This is a genomic window from Pseudoalteromonas sp. S1727, assembly GCF_005886375.1.
GTDB classification, from domain to species: Bacteria; Pseudomonadota; Gammaproteobacteria; order Enterobacterales; family Alteromonadaceae; genus Pseudoalteromonas; species Pseudoalteromonas haloplanktis.
The window spans coordinates 47,364-69,166 of the sequence record NZ_PNDT01000022.1 but is presented as its reverse complement, the minus strand read 5'-3'; the positions used below and the strand labels follow the sequence as shown (position 1 = coordinate 69,166).

General features: G+C 40.5%; 16 protein-coding genes. 3 read left to right on the top strand and 13 right to left on the bottom strand.

Annotated elements, in window-relative coordinates:
* Window positions 1-165: 165 nt before the first annotated feature.
* From CWB85_RS07365 to CWB85_RS07355, 3 genes are all read right to left on the bottom strand, one after another.
* A complete protein-coding gene (locus CWB85_RS07365; RefSeq protein ID WP_138554550.1) occupies window positions 166-1,167 on the bottom strand; it encodes a LacI family DNA-binding transcriptional regulator in 1,002 nt (333 codons plus the stop codon).
* Between the two features lie 68 nt (window positions 1,168-1,235).
* Window positions 1,236-2,762 (bottom strand): MFS transporter, encoded by a 1,527-nt coding sequence (locus CWB85_RS07360; RefSeq protein ID WP_138554549.1) that lies wholly within the window; start codon window positions 2,760-2,762, stop codon window positions 1,236-1,238.
* A gap of 74 nt (window positions 2,763-2,836) precedes the next feature.
* Window positions 2,837-4,165 carry a GH1 family beta-glucosidase gene (locus tag CWB85_RS07355; protein ID WP_138554548.1) on the bottom strand — a complete coding sequence of 443 codons (1,329 nt, stop codon included), beginning with the start codon at window positions 4,163-4,165 and terminating at the stop codon, window positions 2,837-2,839.
* A gap of 303 nt (window positions 4,166-4,468) precedes the next feature.
* On the opposite strand from CWB85_RS07355, the gene CWB85_RS07350 reads away from it, so the two are divergent.
* Complete coding sequence (locus CWB85_RS07350) at window positions 4,469-7,051, top strand: glycoside hydrolase family 3 protein (RefSeq protein WP_138554547.1); 2,583 nt, start codon at window positions 4,469-4,471, stop codon at window positions 7,049-7,051.
* 126 nt (window positions 7,052-7,177) lie between these two features.
* On the opposite strand, the gene CWB85_RS07345 is transcribed toward CWB85_RS07350, so the two are convergent.
* The 5 genes from CWB85_RS07345 to CWB85_RS07325 all read right to left on the bottom strand — a co-directional run bounded on the left by CWB85_RS07345 (window position 7,178) and on the right by CWB85_RS07325 (window position 15,691).
* Window positions 7,178-8,668, bottom strand: a complete 1,491-nt coding sequence (locus tag CWB85_RS07345) for a tryptophan halogenase family protein (RefSeq protein ID WP_138554546.1) — start codon at window positions 8,666-8,668, stop codon at window positions 7,178-7,180.
* Between the two features lie 7 nt (window positions 8,669-8,675).
* Window positions 8,676-10,211, bottom strand: a complete 1,536-nt coding sequence (locus tag CWB85_RS07340; RefSeq protein ID WP_138554545.1) for a tryptophan halogenase family protein — start codon at window positions 10,209-10,211, stop codon at window positions 8,676-8,678.
* Between the two features lie 90 nt (window positions 10,212-10,301).
* Window positions 10,302-13,274, bottom strand: a complete 2,973-nt coding sequence (locus tag CWB85_RS07335) for a TonB-dependent receptor (RefSeq protein ID WP_016709344.1) — start codon at window positions 13,272-13,274, stop codon at window positions 10,302-10,304.
* Window positions 13,275-13,553: 279 nt separating this feature from the next.
* Window positions 13,554-14,684 (bottom strand): GGDEF domain-containing protein, encoded by a 1,131-nt coding sequence (locus CWB85_RS07330; RefSeq protein ID WP_138554544.1) that lies wholly within the window; start codon window positions 14,682-14,684, stop codon window positions 13,554-13,556.
* A 113-nt stretch (window positions 14,685-14,797) separates the two neighbouring features.
* The gene (locus CWB85_RS07325; RefSeq protein ID WP_016709346.1) at window positions 14,798-15,691 is read right to left on the bottom strand and encodes a TIGR01777 family oxidoreductase; all 894 of its coding nucleotides are present in this window, start codon (window positions 15,689-15,691) and stop codon (window positions 14,798-14,800) included.
* Between the two features lie 159 nt (window positions 15,692-15,850).
* Here CWB85_RS07325 and CWB85_RS07320 point away from each other — a divergent pair, with 159 nt between their 5' ends.
* Window positions 15,851-16,891, top strand: a complete 1,041-nt coding sequence (locus tag CWB85_RS07320; protein ID WP_016709347.1) for an AI-2E family transporter — start codon at window positions 15,851-15,853, stop codon at window positions 16,889-16,891.
* Window positions 16,892-16,935: 44 nt separating this feature from the next.
* On the opposite strand, the gene CWB85_RS07315 is transcribed toward CWB85_RS07320, so the two are convergent.
* The 5 genes from CWB85_RS07315 to CWB85_RS07295 form a co-directional block, all read right to left on the bottom strand.
* A complete protein-coding gene (locus CWB85_RS07315) occupies window positions 16,936-17,349 on the bottom strand; it encodes a hypothetical protein (protein ID WP_138554543.1) in 414 nt (137 codons plus the stop codon).
* On the bottom strand, window positions 17,336-18,673 hold the full coding sequence (locus CWB85_RS07310) for an ATP-binding protein (protein ID WP_016709349.1): 1,338 nt from the start codon (window positions 18,671-18,673) through the stop codon (window positions 17,336-17,338). The genes CWB85_RS07315 and CWB85_RS07310 overlap by 14 nt, the downstream gene beginning before the upstream one ends.
* The gene (locus CWB85_RS07305; protein WP_016709350.1) at window positions 18,667-19,341 is read right to left on the bottom strand and encodes a response regulator transcription factor; all 675 of its coding nucleotides are present in this window, start codon (window positions 19,339-19,341) and stop codon (window positions 18,667-18,669) included. Before CWB85_RS07305 ends, CWB85_RS07310 begins: the two co-directional genes overlap by 7 nt.
* Window positions 19,342-19,344: 3 nt before the next feature.
* Window positions 19,345-19,608 carry a PepSY domain-containing protein gene (locus CWB85_RS07300; RefSeq protein ID WP_016709351.1) on the bottom strand — a complete coding sequence of 88 codons (264 nt, stop codon included), beginning with the start codon at window positions 19,606-19,608 and terminating at the stop codon, window positions 19,345-19,347.
* A gap of 216 nt (window positions 19,609-19,824) precedes the next feature.
* On the bottom strand, window positions 19,825-20,127 hold the full coding sequence (locus tag CWB85_RS07295; RefSeq protein ID WP_016709352.1) for a YciI family protein: 303 nt from the start codon (window positions 20,125-20,127) through the stop codon (window positions 19,825-19,827).
* A 213-nt stretch (window positions 20,128-20,340) separates the two neighbouring features.
* Between CWB85_RS07295 and CWB85_RS07290 the strand changes: the two genes are divergently transcribed.
* Window positions 20,341-21,765, top strand: coding sequence for a sodium-dependent transporter (locus tag CWB85_RS07290; protein ID WP_016709353.1), 1,425 nt, complete (start codon window positions 20,341-20,343; stop codon window positions 21,763-21,765).
* Window positions 21,766-21,803: the final 38 nt, after the last annotated feature.

Genomic DNA, 21,803 nt, shown 5'->3' with positions numbered 1-21,803 from the left:
CATGGATGCAGGAGGTAGAGCAATGCAGGAGCAATTGCCGAGAACAACTATATGTCAAAATTTATGCCTTGTTATCACTGTATTTATCTGTCGCTATAAATGGTCAGTAACTTAACACGATTGGTATTACTTAACAGGATTGATATGAGTTCTTGCACTAACCAGTTATTTTAGCGACGGCGTTGAGTCACGCAAAATTAGATTTGGCTGGAATATATGATTAATAGTAATGCCGGTGTGCTTATAAATATCTTTAAGTACTAAATTAGCTGCCATTTTTCCCATTTCTGGCACTGGGTTGTTGATCGTTGTAAGCGTTGGGTACAAGTAGTTGGTAAAAATGACGTTATCATAACCAATAATGGCAAGATCACTAGGCAGGTTAAAGCCGTGCTCTCGGGCATACTTCATAGCCCCTGAGGCCATTTCATCATTTGCACACACTAGCGCAGTAAAGGAAATCTTGTTATCGATGAACGACTTCAAACCATCGTTACCGCCTGTTTCTTTGAAGTCGCCAATATAAAATAAGTTTTCATCGAACTCGATACCAAATTCACTCAGGGCTTGTTTATGACCTTTAAGTCGATCTGATGCATCTATTTTAAATTGTGGTCCTGCAATATACGCAATATTTTTATGACCTCGGGTGATCATGGTCTTAGTCGCTAAATACCCACCCATTACGTTATCCAGGCTGATGCAGTTGTCTTTGATCTCTTCAACATAGCGGCTCATTAAATAAATGGGAGTTTTACCTTGACTAAGCTCAATTAAATATTCGTTTGAGACAGCTTCAACATGGGCAATAATGGCATCACAATTTCGACTGATCAAAAATTCAAACCCGTTTTTCTCTTTAGTTTCGTCACTGTGACCTGGCGTGATTATTACGTGTTTGCCAGCCGCACGAAGTTGCTCTTCGATCGCAGACATCATTTGGCCGAAAAATGGACCATCTAACTCAGAGACTAAAATACCGACACTGCTGGTTCTACTTGAGGCAAGGGAGCGAGCAATAGAACTTGGTTGATAGCCAAGCTCTTGCATTGCCTCCATGACTTTCTTTTTAGTTTTTTTACTTACATAGTCATTATTGTTCAGAACTCTGGACACAGTGGACAGGGATACACCTGCAAGCTCTGATACCTGATAAATTGTAGCCATTGATTTCCTAACGTTAATGCTCTGTTTTATATGATATTTTATAAATCAGTATTGAGTGTTTATGTAATTTACACATTCCTGCGACTAATTGCCAAGTCTTCTGTAATTTTTTGTGTCATTTGCGAAGTAAGTGGATAAATTAACATCAATGCTGCACCTAAGAATGCAAATGCTGCTGGTATCCAGCTCATTAATAATTGCATGCCGGGTAGTGATTGCTTGATAGTTGATTCATCCATGCCGTTATAGCCGTAACCTGCTAATACAACCAACACCAACGCACCGGCAAAACCACCACCGGTTTTTTGTACAAAAGTACCAGCAGAATAGATTAAGCCTGTAGCACGGCGTCTGTTCTTCCACTCAGAATAATCAGCAGAATCCCCCAACATGCTAAAAAATAAGGTTGGCATCATGGCGGCAAAAAACTCAGCTGCGCAACCAAAGGTGAAAACAGCCGCAATGTTATCACTTGGCACCCAATAAAAGGCGGTAGTTAATAAGCCACTTAAAACTAGCGATACAATAAATAGGTTACGTTTGCCTAACACCTCAGCTAGTTTACCTGTCGCCAAAGCACCAAAAATAGAAACAATTAATAACGCGACAAAATACTGTCCAGCCATCAGTTCATCAGCAACCTGATACTTAAAGTAATAGGCAATAACACCATATTTAATACCATTGAACATCATGGTTAAAAAGCCAATACCGAGTAGGATAAGCCAAGGTTTGTTGGTTAATAAATCAACCATGTCGCGCTGCGTACCAGTTAAATTACCTTGATCTTTGTTGAGTAGTTTTTTTATTACGAACGTCATGACCGCCATAATCACAGCGAAAAATAAGCCACTGTAGATGTCACGATAGTAAAAGAATAAAGTGGTTGCGAGCAGAGGTAAAATAATAAACGGCAGATTTTTAGTTAAATCTTTGAGCTCTGATTTTAAACTCCCTTCGTTGGATGCATGTGGGATGACACGCTCTTTTGTTGACACAAAAGTGATCACCATCAATGCAATCAATAGTGCCGCAAATAAATACATAGTTAATTGGTAGCCTTTGGCATTATCGCCATCACCAAAATAAGCCACTAACTCAGGCAAAAAACCCATGACTAATAACCCGCCTGCAAACGCGCCAGCGAAACGAAAACTGGATAGTTTAGTTCGCTCAGTATCATCGGGGCTCATTACGCCCATTAAGGCTGAATAGGGCACATTACTGACGGTATAGGCGAGGGTTAAACCGATATAAGTGACGTAGGCGTAAATTAATTTATTGGTTTCATTGAAGTCAGGGGTGGTAAAACATAACACCATAAATAACCCTAACAAAGGAGCTGACCAGAGTATCCAGGGTCTAAACTTACCAAAGCGGGTGTTTGTCCTGTCGGCAATCATACCCATAATTATATCGGTCACACCGTCAGATAGACGCACGACTAAAAATAACATGGCAGCCGCTGCGGCAGAGATGCCAAAGGTGTCGGTATAAAACACCGCAAGATAGGCAAGAGCACCACGCCAAACTAAATTGGCACCGGCGTCACCCATGGCATAACCGACTTTTTCATATAAAGGTATTTTATTCACTGTGTGTTTCTTATCGTTGTTTTAAGTGACTAGCCGATTTTACATTGAAATTGTCGGCTAGTATAAGTTACCAATTAGCGATTGGTAATCAACTTACTGTATGCAAGGCCACTGGCTTTGACTGTACGTTGTTGCGTATGATAATCAACGTATACAATACCAAAACGCTTTAAATAACCTTCGGCCCATTCAAAGTTATCCATTAAACTCCAAGCGAAATAGCCATCAACGCGAACACCTTGCTCAGTTGCGTTGTGTAGCGCTGTTAAATGTTGTTGATAGTAGCTAATACGATCTATATCGTTTACTTCACCATTATCAATTGTATCCTTCATCGCAGCCCCATTTTCGGTAATATAAATAGGTGGCAAGGTGTATTTTTCATTGAGTGATACTAATAAATCCGTGAGGGCTTGCGGGTAAATTTCCCAACCAATATCTGTCAGCGGCCCTTGGTGTGGACGCTCATCGTAAAAGTCATCATCACTCGCTTGATAATGCAGGCGAGTATAAAAATTTACGCCAAGATAGTCTAAAGGTTGTGTAATGATATCCATGTCACCGGGGTGAATTTCTGGGCGCTGTTCATTTGGTAATTGGTCAATGATGTCGGGGTATTTTCCTTCCATTACAGGGCGCATATACCACTGATTAATATAGTCATCTGCAAATGCAGTGGCTTTTAGATCAGCGTCACTTTGGCTTACTGGGTAGCAAGGGGTAAAATTTAGCACAATGCCATTTAGGGAGTTAGGGCTATTTTTAGCAAGAACTTGCATCGCAAGACCATGGCCTAATAATAAGTGATGTGCTGCTTTTCGGCCAAATTCGCGGCCCACAATACCTGGTGCATGAACACCAATTTCATAGCCTAAGTACGAGCTACAAAATGGTTCGTTTAGGGTTGCATAAGAATAAACACGTTCAGCAAATGCTTCGCTTACCAAATCAACATATTTTGCATATTCAAAAGCGGTATTACGGTTAAGCCAGCCTCCTTTATCTTCTAAATATTGTGGTAAATCCCAATGATAAAGGGTAACAAACGCTTTAATGTTACGACGTGCCAGTTCATCTAAAATATCTGTATAAAACTTTACACCAACCGGGTTTAGGCTACCATCTGCTTTGATCACGCGTGGCCAAGAAATAGATAAACGATAAGCATCAACACCTAAAGAGTCTATTAACGCAATATCATTTTCCCAATAGTGATAGTGATCACATGCAATTAAGCCGTTTGAATTATCAGCAATTTTACCTGGTGTGGCACAAAACGTATCCCAAATACACGGTAGGCGGCTATCTGCAGCGCCTTCAATTTGAAATGATGCTGTAGCAACACCAAAGGTAAACTCTTTACTAAGTAGTGGCGAGTTAGTGGGTAAAGATAATTGTTTCATTAATAGAAAACCTCAGCTTGCATAGACAGTTTGTAAATATGTTTATTAGTCAAAAATTACAATGTATGTGAAAGCGCTTCCATAAATGGTTTGATTAATACGCTGTGATAGTATTTAATGTTATTTCGGGAAGCGCTTCCATATTCAGGTTAGTGACTATTTCTTAACAGGTCAATAGTTAAATTTAGATAACAGCGAATACTTGTTTGTTGCTAATACCAAGTAGCAGACTAGCCTAGGGCATACGATATCGTGTAGCCGGCGCTCTTAAACCAATCACTGATAAATGATAGGTAAATAAAAATGATAAAACACTTACACACAACAAAGTTACCCATTTTAAGTATGTTAACTGGCTTAGCACTGCTTGCAGGTTGTTCGAATAGCGAAGCTGAAAAAGCGAGTTATACATCGGATCTGGCAAAAGAAGTTAATGCGCTTGATGGTAATTTAGCAATTTGGCCCAAGTTGAATTACCAAGTAGAGAAGGCTCCTAAAATAGAAGCAAAAATAGCCCACTTTCTAGAGTCTATGACCCTTGAGCAAAAAGTGGCACAGATGATCCAGCCTGAAATACGCGATATAACGGTTGATGATATGCGTCAATATGGTTTTGGCTCTTACTTAAATGGGGGAGGATCATTTCCTAATGCTAATAAGCACGCCACTCCCCAAGATTGGATAGCCTTAGCTGAAGCTATGTATCAGGCCTCAATTGATGACTCGTTGGATGGCAGTCGTATTCCTACTATGTGGGGCACTGATGCCGTACATGGTCATAATAACGTTATTGGCGCGACGTTGTTCCCTCACAATATAGGGTTAGGCGCTGCGAATAATCCCGCTTTAATTGAAAAAATAGCCGCTGCAACGGCAATCGAAGTGATGACAACGGGCATTGATTGGGTATTTGCCCCAACCGTTGCTGTTGTGCGTGATGATAGGTGGGGACGTACTTATGAAGGCTATTCTGAAGATCCAGAAATTGTACGTGAATACTCTGCGGCAATCGTTAATGGTCTGCAAGGTCATGCAAATGGTGATTTTTTAAGTGATAAGCGGGTGATCAGCACGGTTAAGCATTTTTTAGGTGATGGTGGCACTGTTGATGGTGACGATCAAGGAGATAATATTGACTCTGAACAAGCGCTGTTTGATATTCATGCACAAGGCTATATAGGCGGCCTTGCTGCAGGCAGTCAATCTGTGATGGCGTCGTTTAATAGCTGGCATGGAAAGAAAAATCATGGGAATAAATACCTGTTAACCGATGTATTAAAAACTCAAATGGGGTTTGATGGTTTTGTCGTTGGCGACTGGAATGGCCACGGACAAGTGGCAGGTTGTACTAACGAAAGCTGCCCGCAAGCAGTGAATGCCGGCCTTGATATATTCATGGTGCCAACAGGTGCGTGGAAGCCATTGTATGAAAATACCATTGCACAAGTTAACGCGGGTGAAATCGCCATGAGCCGCATTGATGATGCCGTTGCACGTATTTTAAGGGTGAAACTTAGAGCAGGACTATTTGATAAACCAAGCCCGGCTAACCGCCAATTTTCTGGTAAAACACAATTGATTGGTGCTCAGGAACACCGTGCTATTGCAAGACAAGCTGTGCGTGAATCACTGGTTTTATTAAAAAATAAACAAAATATTTTACCATTAGCTGCTAACTCACGAATTTTAATCGCCGGAGATGGCGCTGATAACATTGGTAAACAATCGGGTGGTTGGAGTATTACTTGGCAAGGCACGAATAACGAAAATGCTGATTTTCCAGGCGCCACATCAATTTATGCAGGTTTAAAAGCACAAATTGATGCTGCCGGTGGTGAAGCAATCTTAAGTATTGATGGGTCTTTTGAGCAGCAGCCTGATGTGGCTATTGTGGTGTTTGGCGAAGAGCCTTATGCAGAAGGTCATGGCGATCGAGACAATCTTGAATTTGAGCGCAATAATAAAAAGTCGTTGGCGTTATTAAAAACACTTAAATCAAAAGGTATTCCAGTTGTGTCAGTGTTTATTTCAGGGCGACCAATGTGGGTCAATGCTGAGTTAAATGCATCGGATGCATTTGTTGCAGCCTGGTTACCTGGCACTGAAGGGCAGGGCGTTGCTGATGTATTACTTAGAGGTCCTGATGGACGAAGCCAATACGACTTCAAAGGCAAACTGTCTTTTTCATGGCCTAACTCACCATTACAAACGAGCGTTAATAAAGGTGATAAAGAGTATTCACCGCTATTACCTTATGGTTTTGGTTTAACTTATGGCGATACGAGTACTCTTTCTGATGATCTAAGTGAAGACTCCGGTGTTGATATCGCTGACTTGGCTCCGCTTGGCATTTTTAATGGTTCATTGACCAACCCATGGCGATTATTCTTAAAGTCAGGCGAGCAGCAACATCAGGTGGTTAGTAACAGTGTGGCGTTTGCTGGTATTGAATATCGAACAGAAGATAAAGATATTCAAGAAGATGCGCTGTCGTTTGTATTTAAGGGTAACGAATTAGCAATCGCTGAGATAAACAGTAACTTCACTGAAGACAAGGTTGCTTATATTGAAGCAAATTCAACATTAAGCTTTGATTATAAAGTCAAAAGTACACCTAGCTCCGCGCTTTACATTGCCATGACGTGTGAACAGGGCTGCGGTGGTCGAATTGATATAAGCCAGGTGTTAAATAATTCAGCACTAAATACATGGCAAACGCTCAGTATTGATTTGAAGTGCTTTGCAGATAAAGGTGTTGATTTTGCAAGGGTAACTAGTCCATTTTCATTACAGAGTGAAGGTCAGGCTGAGATATCTGTAGCGAATATTAATTTTGTACCAGAAGGTGTAAAGCAAGGTGCGATCACTTGCCCAGCAAGTGAGTAAGCTATAAATAATAAATTTTTAACGTATTTTGTTGTGTTGTCCAAAGCCCTTTAATTTTAAAGGGCTTTTTATCTTTTTAAAGTAATTATTTAACGTTTTTACTGTATTTAGTAAATTTGGCTCAAGTTAGTTAGCTGGGCAATATTGTTGTAAAAATGCTTCATGGGTTGGCAGCTGTACGACGCGCTGGCTAATTTGCTGTTTGATACTGCTTAGAAAGCGCGTTAATTCTTCATCACTCATTAAACTGGCAATGAGATGGTACTGTTTAGGTTTAATACCTTGACCAAGCATTACTTGCACCCAAGAATCAACTCTAAAAATATCACCGTCATCTAAAAATACCCGGCCAGTTTCTTTGAACAAACTAATTTTATGGGCGAGGGTATCGGGTACTTCCATGTTTTGACAATGACGCCAAAATTCACTGTCGTTACGTTCAGTGACTTTATAATGTAAGACAATGAAGTCGCGGATATTTTCGATTTCACTTTTTAATTGTTTATTGTATTCACTAATCGCTTGCTCAGTGATCCCATTAAACGGAAATAGTCGCATAAAGCGAATTACACCTGACATGATCAAGTGAATGCTGGTGGATTCAAGCGGCTCGACAAAACCACTGGCAAGGCCCAGCGCCAAACAGTTTTTATTCCAGCCTTTGCGGCGGCGACCGGTTTTAAACTTAATAACTCTGGGTTCAGTTAAAGTTTCACCTTGAATATTATCAAGCAGTAGTTGCTTTGCGTCTTCATCACTTAGATAGCGACTACAAAAAACGAGGCCATTACCAACACGTTGTTGCAGAGGAATTTGCCATTGCCAGCCCGCATCGTGGGCGATTGAACGAGTATAAGGGGGGGTCTCATCGCTAATGGCTTTGGTTTGTACAGCAATAGCGCTGTCGCATGGTAGTAAATGAGACCAATCTTCGTAACCAGTATGCAAGGCCTGCTCAATCAGTAGTCCACGAAAGCCGGTGCAATCAATAAAAAAGTCACCGTCTAGGGTGCTTTCGTCACTAAGGGTTAAACTTTTTATATTACCGGTTTCAGCACATTTATTGACTCGTGTAATTTTCCCTTCCACACGTTTAACGCCGAAATCGTGCGAAAAATCACGTAAAAATAATGCGTAGCGACTGGCGTCTAGATGAAATGCATAGTTTATAGGGTTTTGTTGATTAAATGCACATTTTCCTTGTTTAGCGGCTTGTAGCTCATAACAGTAATCCGCAAATTCTGATTTAACCCCTAACGATAAGCTATGCAGCCAAAAGTGATGAAACTCACCGGCCCAACATTCTTTGCCCGTCATGCCAAATGAGTGAATATAATCAGTGTTTTTTTGCCCCCAATTTTCAAAGCTGATCCCTAACTTAAAGCTGGCTTGCGTGGCTTTCATAAATGCTTGCTCGTCGATCCCCAGTAATTTATGGAAAGTACGAATGGGCGGGATAGTTGCTTCGCCAACGCCTATTGTGGCTATGTCATCAGACTCAACAAGCGTGACGTTGATATTTTTTCCGACGAGTTTGCCAAGGGCCGCAGCAGCCATCCAGCCTGCAGTGCCGCCTCCTGCGATCACCACATTTTTTATCTGTTTAGTGTGTGTCATATTTTGATCACGCCTTATTATTTAAAAGTTGATTTAATAACGTGCGATTTGTTGGTAAAGCTTGCAAGCATTGAGCAATCTTGGCACGGTTTTGCTGGTAAAAATAATGCCCCGCTTTGGGGTTATAAAAGGCATTTTCTGCTGTTGCAGCTTGGCTGTGAAAGCCCATACCATAAAGTACATATTGATAACTGGCTGAAGGAAATATTTCTTCATTTTCAATCAAATCAAAGCGACTTGGTGGCTGGTATTGCCACAGTGCCAATAACTCAGTTAAGCGGGCCGGAATACTTGCTGGACTTTTTATATCCAGCCAATATTGGCTGTCATCTCGTTCACTTAAAATATAGTGCAGCTTTAAAAAGTCGATTACACGCTGCCAGCGATAACTAAAGCGCTGGTTAAATCGAGTTGCTAGCAATTGCATATGCACACGATCATGTGGCATTTGCTCACTTAGCATATTTAACGATAACTCAACCATAGCAAGGGCAGAGGCTTCTAACGGCTCAATAAAACCTTGTGACATTCCCACAGCAATACAGTTTTTGATCCAAAAGTGTTTTCGGTAGCCAGGGGTAAAACTCAGCTTTCTGGTTTGTATTTGTTCAGCAGCTTCAGCGCCTACTGATTGTGTAGCGTAGTTTTTTAAGGTCTTAACAGCGGTGTGTTCATCGCAATATTTATCACAATAGGTGTAGCCAATACCACGACGACTTGGTAAGCCGATATCCCAGATCCAACCATGGGATTGAGCTGTTGATATCGTTGCGCTGGCTATGTCTTGTTGCTGATTATTATAGGGAAGGTGCGCAGCAATCGCACTGTTATTAAACAATGTCTGCTCTTGATTAATAAACGCTGCGTTATAATGTTCTGCAATTAGGCGAGCTCGGGCACCGGAACAGTCAATAAACAAGTCGCCCTTTATTTCACCGTGCTGTTTTGTTGTTAATGAGCGAATATAGCCTTGATTATCGTTATTTACCGCCACGACATCATCCATAATATGAATTACGCCAAGCTTATTTTCGCAATGGTTTTTTAAGAAGCTTGCAAATTTACCAGCATCAAGATGATAACCGTAGTTTGTCACTGCTGCGTATTCTGGTGTGCTAGCTTGTTTAGGAGCAAGACCTGCTTGGCAGACAAAGCTTTGCATATTAATGGCATCGGCGTATTTTTGACTAGCAGCATGATGTTGCCAGTAGGCGTGCAAATCAGTCTCTAAATACCCTGCGGGCGTCATAAAAGGGTGGTAGTAGTTATCGCCTGGGGTTAAATTGCGCCAGTTGATAAACTTTGAGCCTTGCTTGAATGACGCATCACAATACTTTAAAAAGTCGACTTCTTTAATTCCGATACGTTTTAGCGTATTACGCATCGATGGCCAAGTACCTTCACCAACACCGGAAATTGCAATGTGAGCGGATTCAATTAAAGTAATGTGTTTATCAGGGTGTTCCGCGCTTAGCAGTCCTGCACTTAGCCAGCCTGCAGCGCCGCCGCCAAGTACCACAATGTGTTGTATTTTGTTATTCATTGTGTGTCTTCTATTGTCTAATTAAAACGACAAAAGCCGCTAATAGCTAGCGGCTTGATACTCATTAAATTAATGAGTAGCACCTCTTACTTAAAAGTTATAACGCATACCTATATTATAACGGGCGCCACTTTGTTCTAAGTTCCATAATTGAGCTTGATATCGGCCATGCTGACGCATATTTTGCTCAGTGATATTAAGTCCTTCAATAAAGAATGACATTTTTTCACTGTAGTTGTAGGCAATATTAAAATCAATTTGATAATACTCTTCAGTGAAGCTTGGCTCATTAACATAACGTGCCGCGCTGTTTAAGAATTTATCACGCCAGTTATAAGCAATACGTGCTTGAAACTTGTCGTTTTCGTACATAGCAATCAAGTTGGCAGTATCACTTAAGCCCACCAGTGCAAACTGAGTGGTTGTGGGATCTGCTGCGACATTAAAATCAATGTCACCATTTACTATGGTGTAGTTAGCTTGTAAACCAAAACCAGTGTCATCAAAAAAGTGTTGAACTGCGAACTCATAACCATCAATTTTAGCATCTTTATTGTTGGTTGGTACTTGAGCAGTAAAGTCCATCAATGGATCATCTGCGTTAGGTAAAACATCATAAGCGGCTTCAAATTCTTCATAACTCATCGAATCAAAAGCTACCCCATTTTCCATGGCCGCAACCATTTGGAATAGGTTTGAATCTGTAAATGCTAAGCCTTGTGCTTCTAGCTCTGCTTTTGCAGCTTCGGCGCGAGGGCCTGCGGATACATCACGTAAACCATAGTAGTTTTGTGTCATAGGTGACAGGCCAATAAAATTGTCTACTTTTTTATTAAAGTAACCCACGGATACATAGCTTACATCAGTAAAGTACCATTCAGCAGAGACATCAAAGTTATCTGATTCAAGTGGTACGAGGGCAGGATTACCCGTTGAAGCCGGCGCATTAGTGGTCCCTGGAATAATCGTGGGGCCTGTTGGTACGCCAACCGTGGCCGCTGAACTTAAATTGTCATAAGTCGGGCGGGCGATAGTTGTGCTGTAAGAGGCACGTAGCGTTACATCATCATGAACATTGATATCAAAATCTAAGCTAGGTAAAAAGTGGTTATAACTTGAGCTTAGTGAATAATCTTCTTTATTCGTGCCGTAGCGCACATTAAAGTCATTATTACCTTCCCATGCTACTGCATCAGGTAAATCAATATTCGCGGTTGAGGTGATATCGGTTGTTTCGTAGCGCGCACCTATAACTAAGTTAAATGGCATACCACTAATTTCATTTGTGTAATTGTACTGCACAAATGCTGCTTTGATATCTTCTTCAATTGTACGATTGGTTGCGTATGCACCATCAGCTGCAAAATTGAACCCATACTGCTCTGCCGCCCAATAACCAATTTGTGAAGCGCTGCCAGTAAAGCCTTGATCAAATGAGCCACTGGTATCGTAATCATCAAACTCAGCTAAGAAATTCGTCGGATCTAAATAGCCATCGGGTAATTCACCAGGGTTTTCAATGCCCCAGTTACCCATGGTATTACGAGTAAGTGATTGTAGTGAATGGCTTTCCATTGAGCGTGATTCAATACCAAAATCTATGCTGCCGTTATCCATTACATAATTACCATGTAGGCGGAATTCATCCACAGTTGATTCTTGACTGGCAAAGTTGGCATCAAGAATCGAAGTACCTACATCAGCTTGTTCTAGTGCACCGCTGCAATTAAGATTTGCACGGCTGCAGTCATCAAAATCAATCATCATTGAGGGTAAATCACGGCTGAAATCAACTTCTTGAGCAGCAACTACATTAGCCCCTAAACCTGCATTTACCCAACTACCGTATGGGGCATCAGGTTTACTGGTCGCTTTTGAGCTATGTGCATCAAACATAAAACTAAGTTGGTCACTAAAATAGTACTCAATATTTAAACCAATCGAATTATTCTCATTTACTTGGTTTTGTTCTTGTAACGCTAAACCTAAATCACGAGTTGATAAATCACGTCGCTCTTCGCGGTAATAAATTGGGGTTTTAACTTCGTTATCATCAAAGATTAAATGGGTTTTATAGTTATCCATCCAAATTGATTGTTCTGCACGGGCTTCAAATAACTCTTGCTGTGAGTAGGTGTAATCAAGCGTTGCGGTCAGTGAGTCGATAGGGCTGTACTGGAATGTTAATTGGGCATTGGTGCGAGTACGTTCACGGTCGGCGATGGTGTAACGTAAGTCCGAAGGCATTGAATAGTATTGACCCATTGCTGGGGCATTTTCTAACACTATGTCATCTGCAGCTTGAGGAATTGTGCCGTCATATTCAGTAGTACGCCACTCATTTACAAAAGCCCCTGTTGCTGAGCTATCTCGTTCTTGCATGCTGGCTGTGAGGGATACACCAAATTTTGCTTCTTCGTCTGTCCAACTAAATATCCCTGAAATTTCTGGCGTTATATCGTCACCTACACGATTCGTTGTATCGTGTTGTGCTTTAACACCAACATTGGCAACGAGGCCAGGGTTATCAAGTGGACGAGCAGTATTGATATTGATTGTTGCACCAATCCCCCCTGATGCAATACTGGCTTTACCGGTTTTATATACCTCTACAGACTTAACACTTTCGGATGCAAGGTTGGCAAAATCATAAGCGCGCGAATTTGGTGCTCCACCACCTGCTGGCAGGGAAGCGGCTGGCATAGTACGACCGTTTAATGTCACCATATTATAATCAGGACCAAAACCACGTACTGTTACCTTAGAGCCTTCGCCATTGCTGCGGTCAATTGATACCCCCGTGATCCGCTGTAAAGATTCTGCAAGGTTAGTATCAGGGAATTTACCTATGTCTTCTGAAGATATTGCATCTACAACGCCTGAAGAATAGCGTTTTAATTGAGTAGATTCTTTAATACTGCCTTTAAAACCAGTGATTTGAATTACTTCAAGATCCTCTTGCTGCTCAACCTCTGCTGCATAGGCCGATAGCGTAGTTGCTGCACCTAAAATCAAAGATAAGCTGGTCGCTAACTTTGTTTTCTTTAAAATATGACTCGACATTAGGTTTCCCTCGTACAGTTATCATTATTATTAACCACTTTTATCAAAAGCGATATTATTGTGTGTGGAAGCGCTTCCAGAAAGTGGTGTAACAATTTGTGAAAGCGCTTCCAGAGAAATCTAGTGCAATTTTCATGTTACGTCAACAAGTGTATTTAATTAATTGGAATAAAATTGTGTCTAAAATGTATCTTAATGATTTATTTAATTATTAATAATTTATAAAAATTGGCAGGGTGTCATAAATATGGGAAACGAAGTTTAACAGTCGATCAGCATCTAAATAGCCACAACCACCTGATTGCGGCCATTGTGTTTTGCTTGATATAAGCCTTTATCTGCTTTAGCTAGTAAATCATTGATATTACTGTCTCCTGTACGTTTGATAACACCAATACTGAGTGACAAAGAGATACTGTGTTGCTTATATATAAACGGTTGGTTTTTGATAGCAAGCCTGATCCGCTCTGATAATGCCTGTGCATTTTTTTCAGAAGTATTAGGGAGTAAAATTGCAAATTCTTCACCGCCAATCCTAGCTACAATGTCATGCTCACGTAACTGTGCTTGAATCTTTGTGGCAACCCATTTTAAAGCCTCATCGCCAGTCTCATGGCCAAATTGATCATTCACTTTTTTAAAAAAATCAATATCAATCATCAAAGCACACAATTCTTTTTGGTAACTATTGGCTTGTTCTAAATGCGTGGCGCTGAGGTTTAAAAATGCGCGTCGGTTAAGTAATCCTGTCAGTGGGTCTAAATTAGCTAAATCGGTTAAAACTTGCTCTGATTCTAAAAACATTAAAACCGGCCAGACTAACGCGGTGCAAGTGGAGATCACAATATGACTAATTAAGATTACTGCCAGCGCTTGCTGCGTATCGATCACTGATGTTGGTGCAGAAACTAAAAGTGCGGCTTGGCAAAACATTAATAGGGCATGTATCACAAAACAAATTTGTAGCAGTAAAAAATGGCTAACACGTCCCACATGTAACTTATTTAGCGCATAAGCGGCATAACAAAAGCTGCACGCAATGACTAACGTGGTATAAAGTTGAGCAAAGGACGTACTATAAAAAGGCATTAAAATTATGACAGATACCAGCAGCACGCCAATACAGGCTGTAAATTTGCTTTTCTCTGTGTTGTTGTATGCATGTATACCGAGTATTGCAGCCAAAGGCGCGATGATAATTAATAGGTCGGCTAGGTAATGAGAAATCAGATTTAAATCACTATACGCCCTTAATGAGGCTGTGACTTGAGCAAGCACAAAAATAAAACAAGAGCAGCACCAGTACAAGTAGGTTTTTTGTTTTTTGAGCCGATACAAAGACAACAAAAATGAACCAATGAGGGTATTAAGTATTATAGAAAGTATGATGATTGTAGGTAAATGCATCATGGTTGGTTTATCTTATCCATCAAATTTAATTGCCTTTATGGTTTATTGCTGCACTAATTATTATTTACTACATCAACAATAGCATGATAATGAAAAAGAGTTAACTACGCACTTTAGTTTACGAGTTGCTTGAGTGCTTGTGGCAATGTTGGATAAGTAAAGCTAAATTGCTGGAGTAGTACTTTTTTAGGCACAACAAATTGCCCATAAAGCAATAAATCAGCCATTTCCCCCATTACTAATTTAAGTAATAAACTAGGCATAGGTATAAATGCCGGGCGTGCGAGCGCTTTGCCTAATTGACGGCTAAACTCTTTATTACTGACAGGGTGAGGCGCGGTGGCATTAACTGCACCGCTAAGGGTTTTAGTCTCTAATACGAACAAGATAAGTCTAACCATGTCGTCAATATGGATCCATGACATACCTTGCTCACCACTGCCAATGGCTCCGCCTAAGCCTAATTTAAATGGCGGCAACATTTTTGCTAATGCACCTGCTTGTTTAGCTAATACAATCCCTGTGCGCAGTGTGCAGACGCGAGTACTTGTTGATTGAGCTGACAATGCAGCGTGCTCCCAAGCATCACATAGCTGATGGCTAAACTCAGGGTTTATAGCGGTAAAACTTTCATCTATCGGGGTGTCATCTTGACGGCCATAAAAGCCTATTGCACTACCTGAGATAAACGTATGGGGTGGGGTGTTGCACTGGTTTATTGCTGCGCTTATTTGATGAGTTAACTGAATACGACTATCTAGAAGTTGCTGCTTTTGTTTGTCGCTCCAGCGTTTATTGACAATTGGCTCACCAGCTAGGTTAATCACGCAATCAACTGTGTTAAAATCGACGTTAGCAAGTGAGTCTACTGCTAAAATGTTTGCACCGAGTAATTGGTTTGCTTTATCAGGACTTCGCGATAATACCGTTAGCTGATGATTTATAAGTAACAGCGGGCATAAATGGCTGCCTATTAAACCGGTGGCGCCAGTTATTAATATATGCATGATAGTGACCTTGTCAGAGACTGTGTGTATGTTATACGTACTGTAGACGGCTTTGATCACTTTGCCACAAGAGTAATCCTTTTTAATTTCAACGACACTCGCATCTTGAGGCCGTTTAGGTATACACTAAGTACAGTTTATATTTTCAAGGATCGTAGTTTGGCTAGTTTAACTGGGGTAAACCGAAGTTTAGTTATTTTTGCAGCGTTAGTTATTGTTTTAGCTGGAGTAAAGGCCGCGAGTGTGATCGTTATTCCGTTTGTCTTGGCAGCATTTATTGCCATTATTTGCAACCCATTATTGAGTTTTTTTGGCCGTTATAAAATCCCCAAAGGTTTGGCTATCATGTTGGTAATGCTGATGGTGGTTGGCATTGGCGTTAGTTTAGCCGGTTTGGTGGGGCAATCCTTAACTGATTTCTCACAGCAATTACCTCACTATAAAGCCCAGCTTAAAGAGCAGTTTATTTTACTGGTCGATATGGCTGCAAAGTACAATATTTTGATTAATAAAGAACAAATAATTGCGATGTTTGATCCGGGTAAGATCATTGATATGGCAACTGGAATGCTGACAGGGCTAGGTGGCGTAATGGCCAACCTATTTTTAATTATTTTAACTGTGGTGTTTATGTTATTTGAAGGCCCAATGCTCAGTCACAAAATACACATGGCACTTGATGATCCTGACCGCAAGATGCAACAAATTGACCGTTTTTTAGAATCAATTAATTCCTATCTAGCAATTAAAACTGTTGTTAGCTTAGGCACGGGTGTGCTGGCTGGCATCTTACTATGGCTGTTAGATATTGATTATTTTGTATTGTGGGCTGTGATGGCGTTTATGTTTAATTACATACCTAATATTGGTTCTATTATTGCCGCAATTCCCGCAGTATTATTGGCGTTGATCACGCAAGGCCCATTTGTTGCAAGTATGGTGGGAGTAGGTTACCTCACTATTAATACTGTAATGGGTAATATTGTCGAACCTAAATACATGGGTAAAGGTTTAGGGCTTTCAACATTAGTGGTATTTTTATCATTAATCTTTTGGGGGTGGCTGATGGGCACTGTTGGTATGTTGTTATCAGTACCTTTGACTATGATTGTTAAAATAGCGCTTGAAACTAGCGAAGAAGGGCGCTGGTTGGCTACATTACTGGGTAATGGTGAAAACCTAGAAGAAGAAAAAAGTTAATGATAATTAAAAGCCACGTTAGTTTACGTGGCTTTTAACATGAATTACTTTAAAGGTCGTTTTAAAACCGTTATATGCTGCTCTAAAATCTGTAGCTCGCAACGTTTATAGGCAATAGCAGCTTGGGTTGCGTTCGGGACTTTTTGTAAATAACGCCATTTGCAACTGTCTTCTAAGTATTTCTTTTGGCTTGTTATACTGCGTTTGAAAATCGGTAGTAGCTGTGTGTTACCGGTGTCTTCTTCAATCTTATTTAAATCTAATGTGATTTTATTGATCCACGTTTGCTGGATACGCGTTAAGGTCTCTAATTGTTTGTCTAAGCATTGGATATAACTTTTCGCTTCATCAGGGGTTGCTTGATCAACGAGACTACACGGCTCAGCTGCTAACGTTTTAGCTGCATTGAACATTAAAAGTAATGCCATGCCTGTTAATACTAGTTTATTTTTTGTCATTATAATTAAACTCTAAAATAAATTTTGCACCACCTAGCGTATCAGCATCTAAAATAGTCAATGTGCCGTGATACGACTTAACTAAATCAGACACAATTGCCATTCCCACTCCATGACCACTTTCGTAAGTATCTAAGCGTGTACCGCGGGTGAGTAATGACTCGCGTTTATCAACGGGGACACCAGGGCCATCATCACTGATTGTAATTGTAAGGGTGCGGTTTTGGATAACTTGTATATCGACCTGTGAACGACAGGCTTTACAAGCATTATCAATTAAATTACCCAACAGCTCGAGTAGATCTGTCTTATCCCCTAAGAAGTAATTTTTTTCTTTTACGTTACAGCTGAATATAATATCTTTATCGCGGTATACCTTACCCATTGCATTAAGAATTGAATCGAGCACAGGTTTGATAGTCGTTTGCTTTTTCCACGTATCGGAAGCACCGGTTGCTGCGCGCTTTAATTGATGCTCGATCATCACATTAATTCGATCTAGCTGCTCTTGTGCATCGGCGTCATTTGCTAATGGGCTTGACTTAAGTACGGCAAGAGGCGTTTTTAAGGCATGAGCTAAGTCACTGAGTGAAGCGCGGTAGCGTTCTTTTTGACGCTGTTGTGTTTCAAGCAATAAATTTAAATCGGCTTTTATTGTTTGTAGCTCAACAGGGTAGAGCCCTTTAATTTCTTGAATATCGCCGGATTCAATCGCTTTTATTTCTTTATCAAGGCGTTGCAGTGGTCGTGCACTCCACACAAAACCGATGGCCATTAATGCTGCAATGGCAACACCCATCACATACATCCAGTTTACAAGGGTTTGTTTAAAACCATCCATTAACCGCAGCAGCGCATCATTGCGTTTTAATAAAATAAAACGGGCGTGTTCGGATTGGTCAATATTATTCAAAATAACAGTTAAGCTTAATTGCCAGTACACATTATTTTTGTATTCCACTCGCCGAAAATCAGCAGCGCCGGCTTTGGTTTCTATTTCATCAGGCACAAAGTTTACGTTTACCGCAGACTCTGAGTGCCAAACTGGCTGCTCATCACGGTAAATCATCGCATAGGTATCAGAATTTAAACGATTTAGCTCTGGAGCTAAGATTGTGCTTGGCATAATAATACCGCGCTCGGTAAAATCGACTTCTGAAATGAGTGAATATAAATGGGCTTCGAGGGTTTTCTCGGTGGCTTCGACTAATGATGCATAGTACGCCTTACCAATCGAGAAAAACAAAATAGGTAAGGCGACTAATAAAACAAAGACAAGGATAAATCCTTGCCTTACTTTTAACGGTATTTGCGATGCTACCACTGACTTTTAAGCCTGTAACCACGTCCGCGCAGGGTCTCAACAGGGTTGAGTGTGCCATCAGGGTCCAGCTTTTTCCGCAAACGCAGTACGAATACTTCGATTACATTTGAGTCGAGATCAAAATCTTGGTCGTAGATGTGCTCTGTTAGCTCTGATTTAGAGATCACTTTTTGCGGGTTAACCATTAAATACTCAAGCACTTTGTATTCGTAAGCGGTAAGGCTAAGCTCTCTATCATCAACCCATACTTGCTGTGAACGAGTATGAATTTTAATTGGCCCTGCGGTCATTTCTGGGTTTGCTTTGCCTGCACTGCGACGGATCAGGGCATTACAACGGGCGATTAATTCTTCAACATGAAAGGGTTTTGTTAAATAATCATCAGCACCAGCATCAAGTCCTTCGACTTTATCTTGCCAACGATCACGTGCTGTTAAAATAAGAATTGGAATGGTGATCCCTTGGGCTCTCGCTTTATTAATAAGCTCAATACCGTCTATTTTTGGTAAACCTAAATCAACCACAGCCATGTCTAGCGGATATTCTGTGATGTGGAATAAGCCTGCTTCACCATCATGACAAAGATCAACACTGTAGCGTTCTTTTTCTAATGCATTACGCAGGTTATCTGCTAAGTGTAAATCGTCTTCAATTACTAAAATTCGCATTTATTAATCCTTTTTCACTTCGCCGGTTTTTTTATTGACATGCACGTCGACGACATGGCCGTCCGATTTTAATATTCTTACGGTATAGATATCGTTAAGTACGGTAATTTTAAGAGTTTTACCATCTTCGACTTTTTTAGCAAGCTCCACAGCTTGCTTTTTATTTATCTCAGTTTTATTAACTTGAGATGCAGCTTGGCTATTCGTCGAAAAAACACTCGAAGCTAACACAAGAATGGCGATGCTCAAAGCTAACACTGTACGCATGATGGGAAACTCCTAAACCAGATCTGGATAGTTTAATGAACCAAGTAGCTAAAATTCAAGTAAAACCACTAAATTCTATGATTCAATACAACGGATCTTATTCAACAACCCGTGAACAAACACTGAATTATTGTGCTTTAAATGCAAAGTGATTATATCAATTGAATTAACATCTTGATCGAATAAATATTTAAACTCTTGTGATTGCTGGTTTTCTTAACTAGGGAATACTTGTTTAAACGGTTTAACGACTGAATTATCATAAACGCCGCCGCTGACATAAGGATCTGCTGCAGCCCACTCTCGTGCCGCTTCTAATGAATCAAATTCAGCAATCACTAAAGAACCGGTAAAACCAGCTTCAGCGGGGTCAGCGCTATCAATTGCTGGTAACGGGCCAGCGGTAAATAATCGTCCTTGTTCATCTAATTCCTGTAAGCGTGCTAAATGAGCCGGGCGCGCCGCTTTTCTGTGTTCTAAACTATTTTCAACATCAGTTGAGTAAATCATATACAACATGGCGTATTCTCTAATATTAATAGTATGAAATTGTCCTGATACTAGCACAGCAGATTTAATTGGCGAGTAAATTACGATTAGTTTTCGCCGTGTGGTCAATCAATAAGCGGGTTTACAGCACTAAACTATTTTTAAACTGAATCTGCTTGAAAAGCTTACTGTAACACTGGTAGAGTCGCTTGAATGATACAAAATAATAATAAGGTTTTTTAAATGAGCGATACACGTGAGCATTTTAGCTCCCGCCTCGGATTCATATTAGCGGCTGCAGGTTCAGCGGTCGGTATTGGTAACTTGGTTGGGTTTCCTGTTTCGGCTACAAAAAATGGCGGCGGTGCATTTTTACTCGTTTATGCATTATTTGTCGTGTTTATTTGCTTACCCGTAATGATGGCTGAAATGGCGATGGGTCGCCAAGCGCAAAAAGATCCTCTTGGTTCATATAAATTATTATCAGGAAATGATAGTAAATGGAGTTTTGCAGGTTTTTTAGCGGTACTAACGCCTTTTATGATTGCTGTGTTTTACATGGTCATAACAGTATGGATTTTTGGTTATTTAAGCCAAGTCGCCGTTGGTAACTTAGATGTACTAGCCGATCCGAGTAGCTTTGGGGTATTTATTAATAGCTCTAGCGTATTTGGCTATATGGCTGCAGTGGCGATTATCGTTAACTTAATTTTAGTCGGCGGTGTTAAGCAAGGTATTGAAAAAGCCGCGAAGTTTTTAATGCCTGCGTTGTTTGTGTTGTTAATTGCGTTAGTGGTTTATGTGTTAACACTGGATAATGCGATAGCGGGTGTGAAGTATTATATTATTCCTGACTTTACTAAAATGAATGCCAGTGTATTAAACGGTGCACTTGCACAAGCGTTTTTCTCATTATCACTCGGTATGGGGATTTTGATGACATACGCATCTTATATCTCGAAAAAAGATGACATCGTGGGCAGTGCTAAAATGGTCGCCCTAACAGATTCATTGGTGGCATTTATCGCAGGTCTTATGGTGCTGCCAGCTATTTTTAGTTTCAATCCAGAGACTGATCCAAGTAAATTATCAGATTCTTCCGTGTCGATGATTTTTGAATTTTTGCCGAAAATCTTACTCGCGTTACAGGCTGATATCGGCTACATAGGCGCATCAATTGTAGCATTTATATTTTTCTTATTAGTCTTTTTTGCTGCTATCACGTCGTTAGTCTCGATTGTTGAAGTACCAACAGCCACGCTCAGCGACCGAAAAGGCATCAGCCGTAAAATGGCTTTGTTAATTTTAACCGGCAGCATTGGCCTGTTGACGATACTATGTACCATGTCATTTGGTATGGTCGAGGGCTTAACGTCATTCACTCATTATGGCAGCGGTTCAAAAAGTTTGTTTGATATTGTTTACGATGTTTTTTACGACACGATATTACCGCTGAATGGTTTAATGGTGTGTTTATTTGTAATGTATCGCTGGAAAAAAGTGCGATTAAGTGAAGAGCTCAGCCAAGGGTGTCCGGGTTATACGGGAAGTTTTACTGAAAAATACGTGAATTTATCACTCTCAACCTTCATTCCTGTGATTTTACTGCTGATATTTGTAAATACCGTTGCAACTAAGTTTTTTGCGATGAGTATCTTCGGCTTTTAATCACGCTTTATTGAGCTTCCCATAATAAAGCCGTGCTA